The organism is Nocardia sp. NPDC050408, assembly GCF_044458905.1.
In the GTDB taxonomy this organism is placed as follows: Bacteria; Actinomycetota; Actinomycetes; order Mycobacteriales; family Mycobacteriaceae; genus Nocardia.
Genome location: NZ_JBITIL010000017.1, coordinates 1 through 20,486, shown reverse-complemented (window position 1 = coordinate 20,486; position 20,486 = coordinate 1). Strand labels below are relative to the sequence as shown.

Sequence of the window (20,486 nt, the reverse complement as noted above, 5' to 3'; positions counted from 1 at the left end):
CCCTTCTGAGACAAGAGGTTTCACGCATCAACGGCGGGTCGCCGATCGCGTGCCGTCAACATTGCCCGCTGCGGGAGCGCTAGACTAGTGGCCGATCAGCCATCTATCCCAAGGATCCAGCCATGAAGACCGTGGCCGTTGTCGCCGTCGCGCCGGTGAAGCCCTTCGAACTCGCCATGCCCGGAACCATGCTCGGCGGGGTGACGGTCGATGGTGAGCCTGGTTACCGGATGGTGGTATGCACCGCCGAACCGGGCGTTGTTCCCGGTGCGCTGGGCGGTTTCGATGTCGTGGTGCCGCGCGGACTGGATGCGCTCGACGAGGCGGATACTGTCATCGTGCCGAGCACCGGCAGTCGTGGCACCGCCGACGCGGCCACCATCGCCGCACTGCGCAGGGCCGTCGATCAAGGCAAGCGCGTCACGTCGATCTGTAGCGGTGCATTCGTATTGGCCCAGGCCGGGCTGTTATCCGGACGCACCGCGACCACGCACTGGGCGTTGGCCGACGAACTCGCCGAGATGTACCCGCAGGTGACCGTGCGCACCGACGCATTGTTCATCGAGGACGGACCGGTGACCACAGCCGCCGGTGCCGCCGCCGGCATCGACCTGTGCCTGCACCTGATTCGCACCGACTACGGTGCGACGGTCGCCAATGCCGCGGCCCGCGCCGCCGTCGTAACCCCGGTACGCCCAGGCGGCCAAGCCCAATTCGTCGACTCGCCACTGCCGCCCGAGAACGGACTGACGCTCTCAGCCACCCGCACCTGGGCCTTGGAACGCCTCGACACTCCCCTATCCCTGGACGATCTGGCCACCCACGCCCGCACCAGCGTGCGCACCCTCACCCGTCGCTTCCACGAGGAAACCGGCCTCAGCCCCCAGAAATGGCTACTGCACCAACGCATTCAACGCGCCCGCGAACTCCTCGAATCCACCACACTGCCCATGGACCAGGTGGCCCGCCACAGCGGCATCGGCTCCGCGGAATCCCTGCGCCAACACATGATCCGCCATGTAGGCCTACCCCCGAGCGCCTACCGCGCCTCCTTCACCCGCACCCCATCATCGGCGAGATGAACCCGCCATCCGGCATCGGCGAATGCCAGATCAGCGAATCAGGCCCGCGTCGGCGAATGCCGCTGAACCGCGCTGGGGCTCAGCCGAATCCGGTCGATGGGGCCCCGCCTCGATATACCAACCGCCGCCGAGTGCCGGTGTCATGGATGGTCGGTAAAGTGAGCTCGACCGCTATCCAGGCTGTACCAGGAGGCATTCGGTGAATGCGAAATCTTTCGTGAACGGCTTCAACTCGGTGACGCTGACCTTGACGAATGCACCCCTGGTGGGCTCGCTCATGCGCAAGAGCTTCGTCGAGATCAGTTATGTGGGCCGCCGTTCCGGCAAAACCTTCAGCACGCCCGTGAACTACCGCCGTTCCGGCGATTCGATCGTCATCGGAGTTGCACTCCCGGATCGAAAGAAGTGGTGGCGCAACTTCACCGATGAAGGCGCCCCGATCACGCTACACCTCGAGGGCGGCGACCGTCACGGTCACGCGCTCGCACATCGTGACGAGCGCGGGCGAGTCACGGTGCGTGTTCGCCTGGACGATTCGCACTGATCAACCCGTATCCCCTGCCCCGACGCAGCTGGCGAAGATCATTCATCAACCGGGCCAGCAGAGGGCAGGAATCTCAAAATGGTGGCCAACCGGCCACGCAGTAGCCAATTATTCTCCTGAACCAGCGGAGCAGCACAGGTCCCAGTAACGACAAAACGCGCCCTAACCAGATCGATCCGATTAGGACGCGTTTCGCCGATGTCTGCTAGGCCCGACGCTGGCTGCTGCGCAGCTTTTCGCACGCCACGCACGAATTCGCAGGGCGAAAACGTGCGCGGCGTGCGAATCGGTGCGCGAGAGCAAAAGTCCGAGTCAAATGGCACGCGCACGGAGCAGCTCGCGTGCGGCGGCGCGGTAGCGGTCGGCGATCAGACGGACGACCGCCGGGTGGACGCCGATCGGCTCGGCGACACCGTCCGCTCCCGCCTCGTGCAGGCGCTGCTGGAACAGACCGTGGGCCAGCAGGTACGAGGCGACGAAGACACGCTGCGCACCCGACTCACGAAGTTCGGCAACGACTTCCGGGACGCGCGGGGCTCCGGTCGCGACGTAGCCGATGCGAACCGGGACACCGAGATGCTCGGCCAGCATGCCTGCCGCACGTCGAACATCCTGGCGCGCACGGGCATCCGATGATCCGGCTGCCGCGAAGACCACCGCGTCACCGGGACGCCAGCCCGCGGCGCGCAGTCGCATGGCCATGATCCGGGCTAATGCCGGATCCGGTCCCATCGCGGGTGTCACCGCGACCTCGGGATGGCCGCTCTCGGCGACCTCGCGGGGCACATCCTGATACACGTGGTATCCGGAGGCGAGGAAGGCCGGAACCACAACGGCGGGAACCGATTCCCCCTCGGCATCGGTCAGATCGCGCAATACCTCGGACGGCGATGGACCCAGCACGTCCACGAAAGCGGTACGCACCCAGGGCTTCTCGGCGGTCTCCGGCCCGCGAATAACGGTGCGGTGTTCACAGACCGGAGCTGCGGAAGTATCGGCGTCGCGCCCCGAAACCGCGGCGCCGATTTCACCCGCCCCGCTGGCTGCGATCCCCGTGAACTCCTGCACTACCGCCTCCGCGAGCGCGGCGATCATCTGCACACCCCTGGTACTTCTGGTGCCGTGTGCGACCAGGACCAGGGCCGGAGCCGTCACCAGCTCCCCGCAGGCTGTGCGTACCTCGGCGCGCGGGCCGGGGTACCGATTCCCGCTACCGGCGCACGGCCGGTAGCGACGGTGCGCGGAAAGTCATCGGCGCAATCCGCGGCGTCCAGCGCCAGCCGGTAACCCCGTTTGACCACGGTCTGAATGGCTTTCGGCGTGCCGAGCCCGGCGCGCAGCCGCGCGATCGCGGTCTCCACGGCATGGGTGTCGTCACCGCCGCCGGGCAGCGCCGCGAGCAGATCCTCCCGGGACACCACCCGGCCGGGCTGCCGCGCCAGCGATCGCATCAGGGCCATCGGCGCGGGAGCGAGCTGGCGCACCGAACCGTCTACCACCACGCACGCCCCGCGCACACTGATGGTGTGTCCGGCGGCCTGAATTCGATTGGCTCGCCGCGGCAATTCCTCGGCGACGTGCCGGGCCAGCGCACCGAGGCGCGCCCGTCCGGGCATCGAGGTCGCCACACCCAGCTCCTCCAGCGGAGCCGCGGTGATCGGTCCGACACAGGCGGGCAGCACCCGTCCGCGCAGCGCGTGCAGCACACCCTCCAGCAGCCCGGTTTCCTTGGCGCGCATCAACATCGAGGCCACGGCGGGCGCGCTGGTGAAGGTGACACAGTCCAGGCTGGAGGTGATGATGGCCTCGATCAGATTGTCCATCGGACCCTGATCATCCGGCGGCACCCAGCGGTACACCGGTACCGGAACGACATCCGCACCGGCACAACGCAATACCTCGCAGAAGTCGGGTACGGGTTCCCATTCGGTTGTCGCGCCGTGCAATTGGACCGCGATACGCACACCCTCCACGCCTTCGGCGAGCAGGTGGTCGAGCACCTCGGCGGAGGACTCCGACGCGGGCGACCATTCCTCGCGCAGTTCGGCGGCGCGGATAGCGCCCTTGGCCTTCGGCCCACGCGCCAGCATCCTGGTGGATGCCAGCGTCATCCGCAGGTCCTCGGCAATGCCCCAGCCCTCGGCCGCTTCCATCCAGCCGCGAAATCCGATGCCGGTGGTGGCCACCACGATCTGCGGCGGATCGGCCACGAGTTCGCGGGTCACCCGCTCCAGTTCGGTGTCATCGGCCAGCGGAATGATCCGGATGGCGGGAGCGGCGACGATACCGGCGCCCCGTCGGGTGAGCAGCGTGGCGAACTCATCGGCCCGCCTGGCGGCCGTGACGCCGACTGTGAAACCGGCCAGACAGGCGCCCGTATCGATTGTCGTCATGCTTATCCACCGTCCGCGGCGACGAGAGCGGCATCGACCGGCTCATTGGAAACCGAAACGATGCCGTCCTCGACACGCACCGCGTATACCGGCAGCGTCGCCGAATTGTCGTCCAGGCAGTGCCCGTCCAGCAGCGAGAACGCCTGCTTCAGCAGCGGTGAGGCCACGACCGGAATACCGCCGCGGTCACCGACGATCCCGCGCGACATCACTGCCGCGCGGCCGATCGGATCGATATTGCCGACGGCGGCGAGCGTGCCGTCGGTCATCAGGAACAGGGCGGCCTGGCGGCCCCCCTTCAGCAACACCGCGACGCCGCGGCCGGGAATCAGGTAGTCGAGTCGGCACGCCTGCGTCCAACCCGAAGGGGATGGCAAGTCGGCGGAGCCGACGGGGTGAGTGAACACAGTGGTAGTTGCGGCAATGCCGGGGGTATCCATCACGGTCATCGGTGTCATCCTCCAAACGCCTTACTCATTGGTACAGGCGCCCTGTTTCTTCGGGGTTAAGCGGCTATTGCCCGCGTGTGGCAACCGGGATTTCCGGCATGCCGAGCAACACAGGGACCTTCCGCTCCCCGGTCTCATCGAACGAAATGGTCGGATCGGCCTCTTCCGGGGCGTTGACGAAGGACACGAAACGCGAAAGTTTCTCCTCGTCCTCGAGCACCGCGGCCCATTCGTCGCGGTAACCGGCGACATGCTGGGCCATGGCGGCCTCCAGATCCTCGGCGATGCCGAGGCTGTCCTCGCACACGACCTGCTTGAGGTAATCGATGCCACCCTCCAGCGCCTCCTGCCACGGCGCGGTGCGCTGCAGCCGGTCGGCGGTGCGGATGTAGAACATCAGATACCGATCGATGTACTTGATCAGCGTCTCGTCGTCGAGTTCACCGGCGAGCAGCACCGCATGCTTCGGGGTCAGACCGCCGTTGCCGCCGACGTACAGGTTCCAGCCCTGCTCGGTGGCGATCACACCGACATCCTTACCGCGCGCCTCGGCGCATTCCCGGGCGCACCCGGAGACGGCCAGCTTCAGCTTGTGCGGCGAACGCAGGCCCCGGTAGCGCTTCTCCAGTAAGACGGCCATGCCGACCGAATCCTGCTGACCGTAGCGGCACCAGGTGGAGCCGACGCAGCTCTTCACGGTACGCAGCGACTTGCCGTACGCGTGCCCGGATTCCATGCCGACATCGACGAGGCGCTGCCAGATCTGCGGCAGCTGTTCGACGCGGGCGCCGAACAGGTCGATGCGCTGACCGCCGGTGACCTTGACGTAAAGGTCGAATTCCTTGGCGATCTGACCGATGGTGATCAGCTGATCCGGGGTGACCTCACCGCCGGGCATCCGCGGCACCACCGAGTAGGTGCCGTTCTTCTGCAGATTCGCCAGGAAGTGGTCGTTGGTGTCCTGTAGCGCGGCCTGTTCACCGTCGAGGATGTGCTCGCTGGAGGTGGAGGCCAGGATGGAGGCGACCGTCGGCTTGCAGATATCGCAGCCGGAGCCGGTGCCGTACTTGGCGATCAGGGCGGAGAAGGTGCGGATACCGGTGACCTGGACGATCTGGAACAGCTCGGCCCGCGACTGCGAAAAGTGCTCGCAGAGCGCCTTGGACATCTCGACACCGGACTGCTCGAGCAGCTTCTTGAGCATCGGAACGCAACCGCCGCAAGAGGTTCCGGCGGTCGTGCACTTCTTGATACCCGCGATATCGCAGGCGCCCTCGTCGATGGCCCCGCAGATCGCCCCCTTGGAAACATTGTTGCAGGAGCAGATCTGGGCATCATCGGGCAGCGAGTCGGCACCGAGTTCGGCGCCGGCCGGCGAAATCAGCGCGGCCGGTTCTGCGGGCAGCGGGCGCCCGACCAGCGGACGCAGTGCCGAGTACGCGGTCGCATCGCCGACCAGGATGCCGCCCAACAGGATCTGCGCGTCATCGGAGACGACGAGTTTGGCGTAGGTACCCTTGGCGGCGTCGTGCAGTACGACCGATAGCGCGCCCTCGGTGGTGGCGTGCGCATCACCGAAGCTGGCCACATCGACACCGAGCAGCTTGAGCTTGGTCGACATGTCGGCGCCGGGGAATTCGCCTGCGCCGCCGAGCAATCGGTCCGCGACGATCTCGGCGGTGGTGTAGCCGGGGGCGACCAGGCCGTAGCAAACACCTTCTACCGCGGCACATTCGCCGATCGCGTAGATATTCGGATCGGAGGTCTGCAGACCGAGGTCGGTGATGATGCCACCGCGCGGGCCGACCTCGATGCCGCTGTCGCGGGCGATCTGGTCGCGCGGTCGGACACCAGCGGAGAAGACCACAAGTCCGGCGTCGATCACCGTGTCGTCGGAGAGCGTAACCTTCAGGCGCTCAGCCGATTCCGCATCCGCCACGGTTTCGATCGACGAGGTGCCGACACCGGTGTGCACCTGCAGTCCGAGATCGGTGACCAGCTTCTCCAGGATGGCGCCACCACCCTCGTCGACCTGGGCGGGCATCAGGCGGGGATTGAACTCCACCACATGCGGCGTCATGCCGAGCAGGCGCAGCGCGTTGGCCGCTTCCAGACCCAGCAGGCCACCACCGACGACGACACCGGCCGCACCGGGTCCGGCCGCCGCGGCGGCTGCGCGGATGCCGTCGAGGTCATCGATGGTGCGGTAGACGAAGCACTCCGGCAGCTCGTGACCCGGGACCGGCGGCACGAACGGGTACGAACCGGTCGCCAGCACAAGTGCGTCGTAGGCGATGGTGTCGCCCGCCGAGGTGGTGACCTTGCGCGCATCGCGGTCGATGGACTGCGCAGTCTGGCCCAGGCGCAGCTCGACCAGCTCGTCACCGGCGTATTCGTTACCGGGCAGCGCCAGCGCGGCGGCATCCCAGCTGCCGACGTACGACGAGAGTCCGACGCGGTCGTAGGCGGGCAGCTGCTCTTCGCTGAGGATGACGACCTGCCACTGGCCTGCCTCGTCCCGGGACCGCAGCGCCTCCACGAACCGGTGCCCGACCATGCCGTGGCCGACGACCACGACGGTCTTGCGCTGGGTGGGGTCGACTGTCGAGTTCATGACTGTCCTCCGTTGGTGATTCGGCGTCAGGCTCGGGCCGACGTGCTGGTGGACTGGGACGGGCTGCCTGCCTCGGCTTCGAGGACGAGCGCCTCGGCCTCCGCGACGACCTCGGAGTCGACGACGCCGCGTGGGCGGCGCAGGAACACCAGATAGGTCACCGCAGCGCAGGCCACGTAGAAGGCCATGAAGACCCAGAACGCGGTGGTCGCCGATTTGGTCGAGGCGTAGGAGGAGCGCAGGACGAGGTTGATCCCGACGCCGCCGAGCGCACCGATCGCGCCGACGAAACCGATGAGCGCACCGGAGGTGTTCTGCGACCAGGCGGCCTGGGCGGTCGGACTCGCGTCCAGGCTCTTGGATTTGGCGTCGAAGACCGACGGGATGATCTTGGTGACCGCGCCGTTGCCGATACCGGACACCACGAACAGCGCGATGAATCCGGCCACCAGCGCCGTCATCGCGGCGCCGCTCGGCACACCGCCGCTGCGGTCACCCGCGGTACTCGCCACACCGACCAGCACGGCGGCCGCGGTCATCACGGCGAAGGTGTAGAAGGTCACCCGGCTGCCGCCGATCCGGTCGGCCAACTTGCCGCCGTACGGCCGGGCCAGCGAACCGAGCAGCGGGCCGATGAAGGCGATCTGCGCGGCATGCAGTGCGGCCTGCGCGACGGTGTCGCCACCGGCCTTGAAGCTGATCTGCAGCACCTGGCCGAAGGCGAAACTGTAGCCGATGAACGAACCGAAGGTGCCGATGTAGAGGAAGGCGATCGCCCAGGACTGCGGCACCTTGAGCGCCGTGATCATGTAGGAGAGATCGGCCTTCTGGTTCTTCAGGTTGTCCATGAACAGCGCGGCGCCGACACCGGCCAGCGCAACGAGCACGAGGTAGATCGCGCAGATCAGTGAGGCGTAGCCATTGCCGAGGGTGGCGATGACCAGCAGGCCGACCAGCTGGATGACGGGCACGCCGATATTTCCGCCGCCCGCGTTCAGGCCGAGCGCCCAACCCTTCAGCCGCTGCGGGTAGAAGGCATTGATATTGGTCATCGAGGAGGCGAAGTTGCCGCCACCGAATCCGGCGAATCCAGCCACCACCAGGAAGGTCGTGTACGAGGTACCCGGCTGATTGATGAAGTACAGCGTGAGCAGCGTCGGAATGAGCAGCAGCGTCGCACTGAAAATGGTCCAGTTGCGACCGCCGAAGCGCGCCGTGGCCACGGTGTAGGGAATGCGCAGAAACGCACCGACCAGCGTCGGCATGGCGACCAGGAAGAACTTGCCCGCCGGATCGATGCCGAACTTATCGGTGGGCATGAACAGCACCATGACCGACCAGATGGACCACACCGAGAACCCGACATGCTCGGCGAAGACCGACCAGATCAGATTGCGCTTGGCAATGTCTTTGCCACCGGCCTCCCAGGCCGCGACATCCTCGGCATCCCAATGCTCGATGTTGTGGTTACGCGTCAGCGTGCTCAACAGGGGCCTCCCAAAATCGGTTAGCCCCACGGTAGGAAACGGGTATTGCCGAAATGCTGCCCCAAATGACCGTCAAATCAACGGTTGCTCACGATTCCCGGGAAAGCAGGGTGAGTTTCAACGAAATGTTTCGGGCAGGTGACACACCGGTTTCCGCACGTCACAAACAGCCGATCTTCGAAGTAATAGCCGGTGAGGTGGTGACGCGCACCCGTCACGGTGTGCTCTGTCGCACACAGCATGGCCGCCTCCGCACAGCCTCGCAACTCGAGCTGTGAGAAGGCGGACTATTCAATTCCAGGTGTCTTCGAGCATGCGCGGCTTGCATGCCTGCCATGCGCCGGTGAGGAGCACCAGTACCGCGACGACGAGCATCGCGAAGGGCGCGGCCCAGCCCTCGGTCGCGCTGTGCAACATGCCGAACAGCACCGGACCGACGCAGGCCACCGCATATCCGACGCCCTGGGTGAAGCCCGACAGCGCGGCCGAACCCTGCGGGGTCCTGGTGCGCATATTGATCAGTGTCAGCGCCATCGGAAAGGTGCTCGGGCCGAGGCCCAACAGCACGACCCACAGCAGCGGCATACTCATCGGCGCGATCAGCAGACCGGCGAACGCGGTGAAAAAGAAGACGGCACAACCCACTACGAACGGGAACGGATTGCGGAACCGCGCCACCACCGTCGGAGCGGTGAACGCCGACACCAGACCGACCAGCGCGAACACGCCGACCATGGTCCCGCCGAATGCGGCACTCGCACCCGCCTCGGACAGGATCTTGGGCAGCCAGGTGAACATGGCGTAAGTGGTCAGCGAGGTCATGCCGAACATGCCCGCCATGCCCCAGGCCACCGGCGAACGCCACACCTCACCCTTGGGCTCCTTGGTCCGCGGCGGCAGCGCGGTGCTGTCGCCGCGATCGTGGCCGCGGCGATCGCGCAGCACACCGAGCCACGGCAGCGCGGCCGCGAAGCCGAGAATCGCCCACAGCCCCAACGAGATCCGCCAGCCGTGCGCCTCGGCAACCGGCACCGCGATCAGCGCGGGCACCACGGTGCCGAGCTGGACCATGGTGATGTACAGCGAGCTGACCACCGCGAGCCGGTCCGGGAAATAGCGCTTGACCAGCGGCGGGATCACCACATTTCCGATGCCCATACCGCCGAGGGCCAGCGCGGAGAAGATCAGCAGTTCGGCCGTACCGCCGACCACCGCCCGGATCAGCATGCCGAGTCCGGCCATCAGCATCGCGACGAGTGCGGTGCGCTCCAGCCCGATTCGGCGCACGAAAAGCGGGGTGAGCAGACCGGAAACCGCGAACATCAGCGTCGGGATCATGCCGAAGACACCGACGACGGCCGTCGAGTAACCGATATCGGCGCCGATGCGCTCGGCCAGCGGCGAGAACGCGGTGACGGCGACCCGGAGGGTGAGCGCGGACATCACAATGGCGGCGAGGACGAGCAGTCGCCCTTCCGTCAGTGCGCGTTTGCGCCGCTCGACCCGGACGTATTCCGGGCCAGTCGTGGTTTCCGGGAGAGCTGCAGTCACCGCGAAATCATAGGATGACCCCATGATAGGAGGCAAGGATTTGTGACGGGCGGTACTCTGATGCCGTGCAACCCGTCCGGCGGACCAGCCTCATTGCCCAGGTAACCGAGCAGCTGCGTGCCGAAATCCGTTCCGGCCGTTGGTCTATCGGCTCCCGAATCCCTACCGAACCGGAGCTCACCGAGCTCACCGGAACCGGGCGAAATACGGTACGCGAGGCCGTGCAGGCTCTCGTCCACTCCGGGATGCTGGAGCGTCGCCAAGGCTCGGGCACCTATGTCATAGCGGCCTCGGAAGTCGGCGGCACCCTCGCGAAGTACTTCGCCGATGCGGAGGAACGCGATGTGCTGGAGCTGCGCATGGCCCTGGACACCAATGCCGCAGCACTGGCCGCGCGTCGACGCGACGAGACCGATATCGCGAATCTGCGGCGGCTGCTGGAGGAACGTAGCCAACAGCACTGGGACGAACAGAATCTCGCGGCCATCGAAGCCGATGTGGAACTGCACCGCGCGATCGTCGTCGCCAGCCACAACGCGGTATATCTCGAGTTCTACGATTCGCTGCTGCCGATTATCGAACAGGTGATCCGGGCACGGTCCGCGAAATCCGACGATGCCTACGACGCCGAGCACAATGAATTGGTGCAGGCCGTTATCGATGGCGATCCGGACCGAGCGGCGCAGGCCGCACAATGCTTCCTCGCCTCGCTGATCGCCGAATACCCGGACCGCTAGACTTCTGGTCAACCGACCGAGAACGTTTGCGTCCGACGAGGTAACCAATAGGTCACCGAGCGGCTCGCCACCATGTGAGTCGGATTTGCCTGGAACGTCACTCGGGGCCATTCACACGCAACAACCAGCTCATACCTTTGTCTCGACCGCAGCTCGGCGAACCCACCGAGCCAGATCGAGAGGAAGCCGATGACTGCCGCAGTAGCTGCCACCGGCCAGCAGTCGGAAACCCCAGCATTTACGCACCAGAAAAGGGGCCGCTGGCTGGATCACTGGGAGCCGGACAACACCGAATTCTGGGAATCGGGCGGCAAACTCACCGCCCGCAAAAACCTGATCTTCTCCGTCTTCGCCGAGAATCTCGGCTTCAGCATCTGGGTCATCTGGGGCACCGTGGTGACCAGCATGGGTCTGGCGGGCTTCGACTTCCTGGCCGGGCTCGGCAAGGGCAATCCGACCGCGGTGAGCAATGCCCTGCTGCTGACCTCGACCCCGACGCTTGTCGGTGCGGCACTGCGCATTCCGTACACCTTCGCCATTCCGAAGTTCGGCGGACGCGCATTCACGGCGTTCAGTGCGGCCATGCTGCTCATCCCGACGCTGGGCCTGGCCTACTTCGTCAACCACCCCGGCACCCCCATGTGGGTGTTCATGATCCTGGCCGCGCTGGCCGGCTTCGGCGGCGGCAATTTCTCCTCGTCGATGGCAAATATCTCGTTCTTCTTCCCGGAAGGGAAGAAGGGGGCGGCCCTCGGTATCAACGCCGCGGGCGGCAATCTCGGTGTGGCGCAGACCCAGTTGGTGCTGCCACTGCTGATCACCCTCGGCACGCACATCATGGCCAAGGATGCGGCGGGCTACCGCTTCGGTATAACGCTATCGGTGCTGGTCTGGGTGCCATTCATCCTGATCGCCATGTTCGGTGCGCTGCGGTATATGGACGCCATCAGCACCGCCAAGGCCGACGGCAAATCCTACAAACTGGCGCTGACCAATAAGCACACCTGGGTGATGTCGTTCCTCTACGTCGGCACCTTCGGTTCGTTCATCGGCTTCTCCTTCGCGTTCCCGACGCTGATCAAGGCCAACTTCCCGGATCTCGCCAAGATCGGCTGGATCACCACTCTCGGTAACCTCGCCTTCCTCGGCGCGCTGGTCGGCTCGTTCAGCCGTCCGTTCGGCGGCTGGATATCCGATAAGGTCGGCGGCGCCAAGATGACCATTTATGTCTTCGGTGGCATGGCGGTAGCGTGCGTGCTGATCATGGCCGGATTGCAGGCCAAGAGCTTCCCGCTCTACCTGATCGCCTTCCTGCTGCTGTTCGTGCTGACCGGTATCGGCAACGGCTCGACCTACCGGATGATCCCGTCCATCTTCAGCGCCGAGGCCAAGAAGTACGCCTCCGAACACGGACTCGATCTCACCGACGCCACGGCTTCGGCCAAGCGTCAGGCCGGTGCCGCGATCGGTGTCATCGGCGCGATCGGCGCGTCCGGCGGCTACCTGCTCCAGCAGGCACTTCGCCTGTCCAACATCAACTTCCACAGCATGAACCCGGCCTTCTGGGCCTACGCCGGCGCCTTCCTGGTCATGGCCGCGGTCACCTGGTTCTTCTACCTGCGCTCCTCATTCGCCATGACCCGCGTACCCTCCCTGGCCTACGCGAACGTATAACCACATCACCCGCAAGACCCGAATGCCGCGCTGGAAGAGGTCCCCAGCGCGGCATTCGGCCGTCGGTGTCGAATCACATTGCTATGGTGGATATCACGCCAAGTCAGTAGGCAGCACGAGGGGGCTCCGGCGAGATGGCACACATCCGCATCACCACCCGCGACTGAGTAGGGATCGCATTTGGCGGTCTCGGTCCGTCAACTGCGCCAGCACTTTACGCTGGAAAGCAGACTCACACCGGGAGAGTGAGCATTGGACAAATCCGAGGGGGCGGGGGAACCGGTGTTCCGGACCGCGCGATTGGCCGATCTCGACGATATCGCCGCGCTGGAGCGGGAGCACTTCGGCGATCTGTGCTACCCATATGTGACGCTGCGGCAACTGTTCGACCTGCACGGACCCGATTGGGTGGTGGCCGAAATCGGCGGCAGAGTGCGCGGCTACGCACTCGTCGGCGTCGGCACCCGCCGACGCGGCTGGGTAATGGGTCTCGCGGTCGCACCGAACTACCGCAACCGCGGCCTCGGCCGCGCTCTGCTGGATCGGGCGGTGACGAGTTGCCGCACCGCACAGGCGGATTCGGTGTACCTCACGGTGCGACCTACCGACCAGCGCACAGTCAAGCTGTACAAGAACGCCGGATTCCGTTGGGCCGGACATGAACAGCGCTATTTCGGCGCGAACGAACCGCGAGATGTGCTGGTGCACCGCATCGATCATTGGCCGACCACCTCGCAATTCCCCGGACCGAACGACAAGCGGTGGCTCAAGGGGGGTCGCGCACCAGATTGATAGTCGAATCACGTTGGTATGGTGGATATCACGTCGAAGGCGACGGCTGCTCCCGGGGGAATACACGATGACCGAATACGCGGGCCTATCCCAACTACCAGCTGCGGTCAATTCGATGACCATGCTGATCGATCGACACGCCGACCGGTACGCCGGTGAGATCGCCGAATACTTCCAACAGGCCGGAGCCGGATCCGAACAGCGGCTCCTCGACTCCTTCAACACCCACGTCGAGACATTGGAGCTCGACTACGACCCGGTGAAGATCTCTCAGCCCGGTGACAGCCTGGTCTTCTCCCATATCTACGCGGCGGCGCAGGAACCCGCCGCGGACGGCGACGGAGCGCTGCGCGCCCTGACGGCGCTGCTCGCAGCCGAGGTCGAATTCCGCGGACCACGACGGCTGAGTCGCACCCAGAACATCCGGATCGCCGAGATCTATGAGCATCTCGGCCGCGCGCTGGTCGGCGCCGACCTGCCCCAACATGCCGTACTGGCCTTCAAACGCGGGGTTGGACTGCACCGGGTCGAGGAGGACTTCGACGCGCAGGACCGCTGCGGGCACGCCTTGGCGCAGGCGCGCTGCCGCGCCGTCGACCCGGTCTGGAAGCGGATCCCGCATTGGACCCTGGAAGTGCTGTGCGGCTATGGCTTTCGGCCGTTCCGGCTGCTCGGCTGGATCGCCGCCGTGCTACTCATCGGCACCTTCGTACTGTGGACCACCGACGGCCAGCCCATCCCGACCGCGCTGCACATGTGCCTGATCAACTACCTGAATCCACTCGGTCTCGGCGATCTCGAGGACATCAGGGGCGCCGGACGGACACTCCTGGTCATCGAGGCCTACGCCGGACTCGTGCTCAACTCGCTGTTCTTCGCGCTGCTGGTCCGGCGATGGTTCCGGATCTGATGCCGCCGCGGCGGCTAGTCCGCGCTGTAGTCCTCGGTGCCGATCCTGGTGTGGCGCACCGCATCCAGTGTCGCCACCAGCACCCGATTGTGCAGCTGATCGATCAAGGCCCGCCGTCCCGCGGTGAAATCCGGATCGGTGTTCAGCTGCGTCCACAGTCCACGCAGCGCCGGTGGTGTATGCACGCCGGGGACCCACAGATGTGCCAGGTGGTGCAGCACCGGGGCCAGCACCGCCACCGACTCCGGACTGCCCGGTGCGAACAGATCGGACTGCTCCAGCGCCGCGGCGGTGACCGACAGCAGCCAATCGTGCACCGCGAGATCCTCACAGAACCGCTGCACGTCGGCCAGTTCCGCCTCGGTGCGCACGGTGATCAGCGCGGTGCGCACCGTATCGTTCTGCAACCGGAACCACACCACCGGCTGCGCCGGATCGCCGATCCGCGCCGCCCAGCGCAACCTGGTCGCCCCCGATTGCACCGGCGTGTTCTGGTCCAGGCGATGATCCATCCGGATGCGGCCGAGCAGCCGATTGGCGATCGACGCGAGATCGAGGGTGCCCCCCGGCGGCGGCCCCGCGGCCAGGAAGCCTTCCGCCAGCCGGGCGCCGGTTTCCGGAGTGACCTTGGTGATCACCTCGGATACGCCGACCTGGCTCAAATAGTGCGACCACGTCCGGCGCTGATCGCCCGCGGCTCGAACGACCCTGGTCCGTGCCGAACTCTGCAATACTCGCCCACCGACCACAACCGCATGCGTCGCCACCGTGCCGATCGCCCGCACATCGGTATGCGACGGCGCCGCCAACCGGCAATCCACCCCCTCGGCGGTGGTGGGCGAAACCGCGAGCGACATCGGCCGCTCCCGCCACAGCATCGGACGGCCCGGCACCAATTCGAGCAGTTCCTCGAGATCACCGCGCGACAGCGGCGTCGCCGCGGGCAGCAGGCAGGTGTCCACCTCACCGAACACGATGAGCGGGCCGACGGGAGTCCTGGCCTGTGCCGCACCGGCACGCACCAGCAGGCGCACGGCTCGGCCGCGGCGCAGCTGCCGCAGGTGCGGCGTCGAGCGGGCCGCGCGCATGCGGCGCGCGGCCGCATCGTTCGGTTCGTTCACGTCAGGATCCGTCCAGCAGGAAGTGGGTGAGGCGTTCGGTCACCTTGCGCGATACGTCGATTCCCTCCTCATGGCCCCTGGCGACGATCTGATCGACCACTTCGTCGTCGAGTTGGATGTGATCGAGTATTACCCGCACCGCGTGCTCGATACCCAGATATCGCTGCGGCAGCAGCGAAAGTGACCGATATGCGGCAAATGGTTTGGCCCGCGGATTCAGCTGGACCACCGCGGGCATCTCCCACCAACTGCCGGGCCATGGCATATCCGGCTCCCACAACTGCGGCTCGACCACCGGCATACCGTCGAAACGCAGCATGCCCATTCGCAGCAACTGCCAGATGGCGGCCAGATACGGGCAGGACCATTTGGTGAAGACTTCCTTGCGTCCGTTCACCTTTCGGGACTGCTTACTCCACATTTCGACATCGAGAAAAATCGAATGCTCGCGCCGCCCGAACTCCTCGGCCGGTTCGTACGGTTCGTCGTGCATGGCCTGCTCCGAGGGATCATCGGATGCGCGTCGCCCATTGCACAGCCAGCCGGATTCCGCGGTGGGTGGCCTGCGGCCGTTCGCACCCTCGGGCGGTTCGGCCACGATACGGGCCCGGACCAACTCGGCCAGTTCGATACGCGGCGCGCTCACCGCGCCGTATTCGGCGGCCGGCACCTCCCAGCAGCCCGCCTCGCGCGCCAAATAGTCGATGGTCAAACCACATTCGTCGGCATTGCGCAGCAATTTGTCGAGGATTTCCCCGGGATTGGTATCGGATCGGAAATAGTCGTCGACCAGAAAGCAGGTGCTCACCCGGGCACGTGGCCCGAATTCGATTTTCGTGGCCTCGGTGAATGCCGTAACGAGCGGCACTATCCGACGAAACTGCGCGCGAATCTTCTCCTCACCATTGGCCAGATCGTGCATATAGAAGTGTCCGACCTCGATCGACACATGGGAAAGCGGCACCTTGGCGACGCGCGGGTGCTCGGTGGCCTCGCTGTAGCCTGCGGCATGCTCCATGTGCTCGAAATCCCTTTCCTCCGATGGTGTTCTCGAGTTCGGTCGATTCAGATTCGGCGCCAGGTGGCTGGATCGAGCACGCGATCGGCGAGCGTGTCGAAGGCCTCGACGGTTGCCTTGTTGGCAATTTCCTTCTGCACGTCGATATCCAGAATCAGCTGTTCGCGCCATTGCAATACCGGCTCGACCGGGGTCTCGCCGAGCATCGCGCTCGCACCGACCTTGTTCGTCGATGCCAGCCGTTTCAACATGGAGTCCTGTTGATGCAACCAGGCCGCCTGCGGCCCAGGGGATTCGGTCGCCTCGTTCAATTGCGGCACCGCGGTGCGCACGTACCGGATGTTGTCCAGCAGTATCTCGGGATCGTGGCCCGCGCCCGCGCCGCAATCGAGCAGTCCGTACCGGCCGCGTACCAGACCGTGTGCGGCGATGATGTGCTGACGGGTCCAACGATGAAATACCAACCAGCGCACCGTTCGCGCAGCCAGCTGCGGCAAGGCCGTTGCCTTGAGCGCGATTTCCATCGCCACCGAGCGCCCCGCGCTGAGATCGACAATGCAGACGTCGAAGTCCTGATCGAGCTCGAGCAGCAGCTTGGCACAGTTGTCGAGGGTGCGGTCCTCGATTTTGGTGAATTCCGCGCCACCGGCATCGCCGGGCAACAGGAACAGTTTGCCGGTGCGCGTGCGCATCTTACGTAGTTCGCGTCGATCGGTGTTGTCGCGCACATCGATTCGCGTCGCGACACCTGCCCTACCGAGCAAATAGGAATGCAGCCCGTCGCCGCTGGAGATGCCGCGCTCCGCACCACTGATCTCGAAAAGCGCACCCGCGGTCGGGGAACCGAAATCGAAATCCAGATAGGCGACCCGCTTACCCCGCACACACATCCGATACGCGAGATTGCAGCTGGTCACCGAGCGGCCGGTGCCGCCCTTGTCGGAGGTCGCGAACACGATCATGCGCTAGGGGTTCCTTGTCGCATCGCGGCGGGCGGCGGCCAGTCGGTCCAGTTCCCGCAGGGCGTCGAGGGCGTGCACAAAGGTGGTCGCGGAATCCTCGCGCACCAAGCGCCTCGCCTGGTCGATATGGTCCTCCACGCGATCGAGCGCGGCCCGATTTCCCGAGGTGTCATCGATGCTCACACCGAGCATTTCCTGATCGAACCGATGCTCGGCGGTATTCAGCATGACCCGTGCGACGTCCTGCAGATCCGGCCAGTTGGGCGGCGGTTCACGATAGGTCCGGTCCGCGGCCACCAGGCATTCGATGACTCGTTCGGTCATGTACCACGACGGCTTTGTGACCTCGGCATCACCGTTCTCGCCGAACGCGCCCGCCGGATCGTCCCATAGTCCGGGCGCTCCGGCCCGTAGCATGCGCCGATCCAGATGCTCCATCACCGATCTGGCCAATTCCATCAGCTTGTCACGGGCCGCGACATTGTTGGACAGCCTGGCCGCCTGCAGCATTCGCTTGAGCAGCACCGCCGAGAAGTCCGAAACCTCCCACTGCAGCGTCGGTCCGTCATCGATGCCCTCACTGCCCCGCAGGGTCAGTCGCACGCCCGGAGTGTGCAGCGCGACCGCGGGGTCCTCGCGCATGGTCCGGCGAATGATCCTGCCCCGGCCGGCCAATTCGTCGAAAATGGCCACGGCCCTTGTCAAGTCGTCATCGGATGCGGTGCGCGCGACCAGATCCTGGATCAGTACCGCAGAGACGATGAGACTGAAGTAGTCCGACTGCTCGTCGTCGGAGGTACGCCACGGAATATCCTCCAGTGGCCAACTGCCGGAGCCGAAGCGCGCGACCGTCGACCAATAGCGCTGGGTCAGCTCCCATCGGGTGCGCAAGGCCTGGGCCAGCCGATGCTGTTTCTCGTCGAGCAGACCGAGCTCACCGGTGCGCGGGGAGACCAGGTCGTTGATGCCGTCCAGTGCGACGACCGTGAAATAGAGGTACGGGCGCGGATCGGCGATCCCCTTCTCACTCGCGATCTGCGCCTCGACGAAGTCGACCTCGGTAGCGTCGCTGGCAATCCCCCAACTCCACCCGCATTCGAACAGCAGATTCTCGTCCTCGAGCTCCTTGACCGATTTCTCCTGGCCCAGGGTGACATCGCTGCGCAACCGCGCCCGCACCCGTTCCAGACTGCGCCGCACACCGTCGACCATGGCCTGCTCGGGTTCGCCGGTCTGGTTCAGCATTCCCAGAATCGCCTGTCCCTCACGCGATTTCGGCTTAACGGTATTGACGACGAAGCTGCGGACCAGTCCGGTCATCGCCGCGGTGAGCCGCGCACTGAGCTGACCGGAGAGATAATCGATCCGCTCTGTCAGCTCCCCGGGTCGCGCCCAACCGCGGAAGGCGCGCAGGAAGCGCAAGCCCGCCATACAGACAGTCAGCGACATCGAATACGAGTCGACGACCTCGATGCCGCGCTGTGCCGCATTGGGTTCGCGCTCATCGGCGGAGCGCAAATAACTGCCCGCGGAGAAATTCGGCTGCCCGTCGTCACGGGTGTTCTGCTCGATATAACGCTCGAGCAGCCACACAACGAAGCTGCCGATCTGCTTCGGACCACCGAGCGGTTCGAGGACAGAACTGACGTCGTCCTCCATGCGATCCGGATTGTCCAGTGCGAAGATATCTATCTCGGTAGCCGGATACAGCAGGCAGAGCAACTGTTCGGAATCGCTGATAGAGTTGGCCTCCATCCGACCGCCCCAGCGCCACTCCTCACCATCCCAGCACGCGGCGAGCATGGCGCGCCACACATCCAGAATCTGTTGTCTCGGTTGGATTCTCACCTGCCGCCGTCCTCACCCCAAGTCGCAGGCGCGCCGCTCCTCACCGCGTCCACGAACGTCAAATTAGCACGGGCACAACGCTTACGCTGGCTCCACGAGAGTCCGATCCGGTTCCATTCCGGCATCACCTGAATCGGTCGCAAAGCCGTCCGAGCACGGGCAACCACACAGCATCCGATAGCCCGCAAAGCAGGTAAAGCAATCGCCACCTGATGGCGGTCGTCCGAGCATAAAGCAGCCGATGCGGCACACGACGCAGATCGAGTAACAGGGCGGTCGCGCGGTTGAGACGAAACTCAGAGCATCAGACGAACCATATCCGCAGTCCGCGCCAACCCCGGAAACGCTTCGGGGGTCGAGCGCGGGTGCAGCGCATGTACAGCAAGCCGAAACATGACCGCGCGCAACAACATCTGCGGCCACTCGGGTAAATCGGACCAGCGGTCGAGAAGGCCGTCGTCGGCGCCGCCCCAGGCGAGTGCGTCGATGACAATGACACCGGCAGCCCAGGCTGCCGGGCGCCAGTACGGGGTGATGTCGGTGAGGCCGGGGGTGAAGACTCCGGCGAAAAGTACCGTGCCGAACAGGTCTCCGTGCACCAATTGCGCAGGGGTTTGGACCGGCTTGCGCAGGGTAGCCAGTTGGCCGATCAGTTCCATGCTGCGCAGGCCGTCGGGAGAAGTTGCCGGAGTGATGCCACCGGCGCGCAGGCTTCGCAGCGGCACCGCCTCCCAAGCGGCACGATCGGCGGCGACGAAAACATCGACATCGACCCAGGGTGCGACCGGCGGCTGGACCAAGAACCGTGGTCGTTCCAACTGCGCCGTGGCCTTGTGTAGCCGCAGCGATACCGAGACGACCTCGTCATAGCGTGGCTCGGGCACACCCTCCAGATAGGTATCCGCGCGCCAACCGGATACCACGTAGCGGCCGTCGGTGGCGCGCACGGGGCGAGCCAGGCGTAGACCGTCCACCTTCAGGGTTTCACGGACCTTCGCCGACCACGCCGCCCTGGCGTGATCGGCGATCGGGCTCAGCACCACGTCGCCGAGCCGCCAGCCGCCATCCCAGTCTCCCAGCGAAACCGGGGTCACTTCGCGCAGTCCGAACGTGGCGCGCACGTGCTCGGGGGGTTCCACAGAAGTCACGGCCGTACGGTACCTGTGTTGAATTTGGCACGCCTGCGGCGCGCCGTGGGCTCTGTCTTTGGCCGCGCCTGCGGCGCGGCGGGTTCGCGGCCCCCTGGTGTCTCGCGTCCGAGCCGTCGAGACTCGCGACTTCGTCGCATGCGCTTCGACGGCTCG

17 protein-coding genes are annotated in these 20,486 nt (G+C 65.5%); 6 read left to right on the top strand and 11 right to left on the bottom strand.

Translation table 11 applies throughout. The annotated features are described in order from the left end of the window. Positions 1 to 122: 122 nt before the first annotated feature. The gene (locus ACIBJI_RS33405; RefSeq protein ID WP_364356861.1) at positions 123 to 1,082 is read left to right on the top strand and encodes a helix-turn-helix domain-containing protein; all 960 of its coding nucleotides are present in this window, start codon (positions 123 to 125) and stop codon (positions 1,080 to 1,082) included. Positions 1,083 to 1,281: 199 nt separating this feature from the next. Next, positions 1,282 to 1,626 carry a hypothetical protein gene (locus ACIBJI_RS33400; protein WP_364356864.1) on the top strand — a complete coding sequence of 115 codons (345 nt, stop codon included), beginning with the start codon at positions 1,282 to 1,284 and terminating at the stop codon, positions 1,624 to 1,626. 312 nt (positions 1,627 to 1,938) lie between these two features. On the opposite strand, the gene ACIBJI_RS33395 is transcribed toward ACIBJI_RS33400, so the two are convergent. The 6 genes from ACIBJI_RS33395 to ACIBJI_RS33370 all read right to left on the bottom strand — a co-directional run bounded on the left by ACIBJI_RS33395 (position 1,939) and on the right by ACIBJI_RS33370 (position 10,120). Then, entirely contained in the window at positions 1,939 to 2,781 is an 843-nt protein-coding gene (locus ACIBJI_RS33395; protein ID WP_397087245.1) for a sirohydrochlorin chelatase, read from the bottom strand. Next, on the bottom strand, positions 2,778 to 4,019 hold the full coding sequence (locus tag ACIBJI_RS33390) for a uroporphyrinogen-III synthase (protein ID WP_364356870.1): 1,242 nt from the start codon (positions 4,017 to 4,019) through the stop codon (positions 2,778 to 2,780). The genes ACIBJI_RS33395 and ACIBJI_RS33390 overlap by 4 nt, the downstream gene beginning before the upstream one ends. 2 nt (positions 4,020 to 4,021) lie before the next feature. Beyond that, positions 4,022 to 4,468 (bottom strand): nitrite reductase small subunit NirD, encoded by a 447-nt coding sequence (gene nirD, locus ACIBJI_RS33385; RefSeq protein ID WP_364356873.1) that lies wholly within the window; start codon positions 4,466 to 4,468, stop codon positions 4,022 to 4,024. Positions 4,469 to 4,532: 64 nt separating this feature from the next. Next, on the bottom strand, positions 4,533 to 7,082 hold the full coding sequence (nirB, locus tag ACIBJI_RS33380; RefSeq protein WP_364356876.1) for a nitrite reductase large subunit NirB: 2,550 nt from the start codon (positions 7,080 to 7,082) through the stop codon (positions 4,533 to 4,535). 26 nt (positions 7,083 to 7,108) lie between these two features. Then, positions 7,109 to 8,572, bottom strand: a complete 1,464-nt coding sequence (locus tag ACIBJI_RS33375; RefSeq protein WP_364356918.1) for a nitrate/nitrite transporter — start codon at positions 8,570 to 8,572, stop codon at positions 7,109 to 7,111. 288 nt (positions 8,573 to 8,860) lie between these two features. After that, a complete protein-coding gene (locus ACIBJI_RS33370) occupies positions 8,861 to 10,120 on the bottom strand; it encodes an MFS transporter (protein ID WP_364356879.1) in 1,260 nt (419 codons plus the stop codon). A gap of 65 nt (positions 10,121 to 10,185) precedes the next feature. On the opposite strand from ACIBJI_RS33370, the gene ACIBJI_RS33365 reads away from it, so the two are divergent. The 4 genes from ACIBJI_RS33365 (at position 10,186) to ACIBJI_RS33350 (ending at position 14,233) form a co-directional block, all read left to right on the top strand. Next, positions 10,186 to 10,857: an FCD domain-containing protein gene (locus ACIBJI_RS33365; RefSeq protein ID WP_364356882.1), complete on the top strand. Its 672-nt coding sequence runs from the start codon at positions 10,186 to 10,188 to the stop codon at positions 10,855 to 10,857. Positions 10,858 to 11,046: 189 nt separating this feature from the next. Further along, complete coding sequence (locus ACIBJI_RS33360; protein ID WP_364356885.1) at positions 11,047 to 12,531, top strand: nitrate/nitrite transporter; 1,485 nt, start codon at positions 11,047 to 11,049, stop codon at positions 12,529 to 12,531. A 252-nt stretch (positions 12,532 to 12,783) separates the two neighbouring features. Continuing rightward, positions 12,784 to 13,323, top strand: coding sequence for a GNAT family N-acetyltransferase (locus ACIBJI_RS33355; RefSeq protein ID WP_364356888.1), 540 nt, complete (start codon positions 12,784 to 12,786; stop codon positions 13,321 to 13,323). Positions 13,324 to 13,390: 67 nt separating this feature from the next. Further along, a complete protein-coding gene (locus ACIBJI_RS33350; RefSeq protein WP_364356891.1) occupies positions 13,391 to 14,233 on the top strand; it encodes a hypothetical protein in 843 nt (280 codons plus the stop codon). Between the two features lie 14 nt (positions 14,234 to 14,247). Here ACIBJI_RS33350 and ACIBJI_RS33345 read toward each other — a convergent pair whose 3' ends face one another. The 5 genes from ACIBJI_RS33345 to ACIBJI_RS33325 all read right to left on the bottom strand — a co-directional run bounded on the left by ACIBJI_RS33345 (position 14,248) and on the right by ACIBJI_RS33325 (position 20,330). Next, positions 14,248 to 15,354: an SCO2521 family protein gene (locus ACIBJI_RS33345; protein WP_364356894.1), complete on the bottom strand. Its 1,107-nt coding sequence runs from the start codon at positions 15,352 to 15,354 to the stop codon at positions 14,248 to 14,250. Between the two features lies 1 nt (position 15,355). Beyond that, complete coding sequence (locus ACIBJI_RS33340; RefSeq protein WP_364356897.1) at positions 15,356 to 16,372, bottom strand: SCO2522 family protein; 1,017 nt, start codon at positions 16,370 to 16,372, stop codon at positions 15,356 to 15,358. A gap of 47 nt (positions 16,373 to 16,419) precedes the next feature. After that, entirely contained in the window at positions 16,420 to 17,334 is a 915-nt protein-coding gene (locus tag ACIBJI_RS33335; RefSeq protein ID WP_364356900.1) for an SCO2523 family variant P-loop protein, read from the bottom strand. A gap of 3 nt (positions 17,335 to 17,337) precedes the next feature. Then, positions 17,338 to 19,182, bottom strand: coding sequence for an SCO2524 family protein (locus ACIBJI_RS33330; protein ID WP_364356903.1), 1,845 nt, complete (start codon positions 19,180 to 19,182; stop codon positions 17,338 to 17,340). 296 nt (positions 19,183 to 19,478) lie between these two features. Further along, the gene (locus ACIBJI_RS33325; protein WP_364356906.1) at positions 19,479 to 20,330 is read right to left on the bottom strand and encodes a TIGR02569 family protein; all 852 of its coding nucleotides are present in this window, start codon (positions 20,328 to 20,330) and stop codon (positions 19,479 to 19,481) included. Positions 20,331 to 20,486: the final 156 nt, after the last annotated feature.

Excerpts from the sequence above, each read along its gene's own strand:
- ACIBJI_RS33405 (WP_364356861.1), top strand. The coding sequence starts at position 123 with ATGAAGACCGTGGCCGTTGTCGCCGTCGCGCCGGTGAAGCCCTTCGAA.
- ACIBJI_RS33390 (WP_364356870.1), bottom strand. The coding sequence starts at position 4,019 with ATGACGACAATCGATACGGGCGCCTGTCTGGCCGGTTTCACAGTCGGC.
- nirD (WP_364356873.1), bottom strand. The coding sequence starts at position 4,468 with ATGACCGTGATGGATACCCCCGGCATTGCCGCAACTACCACTGTGTTC.
- nirB (WP_364356876.1), bottom strand. The coding sequence starts at position 7,082 with ATGAACTCGACAGTCGACCCCACCCAGCGCAAGACCGTCGTGGTCGTC.
- ACIBJI_RS33360 (WP_364356885.1), top strand. The coding sequence starts at position 11,047 with ATGACTGCCGCAGTAGCTGCCACCGGCCAGCAGTCGGAAACCCCAGCA.
- ACIBJI_RS33350 (WP_364356891.1), top strand. The coding sequence starts at position 13,391 with ATGACCGAATACGCGGGCCTATCCCAACTACCAGCTGCGGTCAATTCG.
- ACIBJI_RS33340 (WP_364356897.1), bottom strand. The coding sequence starts at position 16,372 with ATGGAGCATGCCGCAGGCTACAGCGAGGCCACCGAGCACCCGCGCGTC.
- ACIBJI_RS33335 (WP_364356900.1), bottom strand. The coding sequence starts at position 17,334 with ATGATCGTGTTCGCGACCTCCGACAAGGGCGGCACCGGCCGCTCGGTG.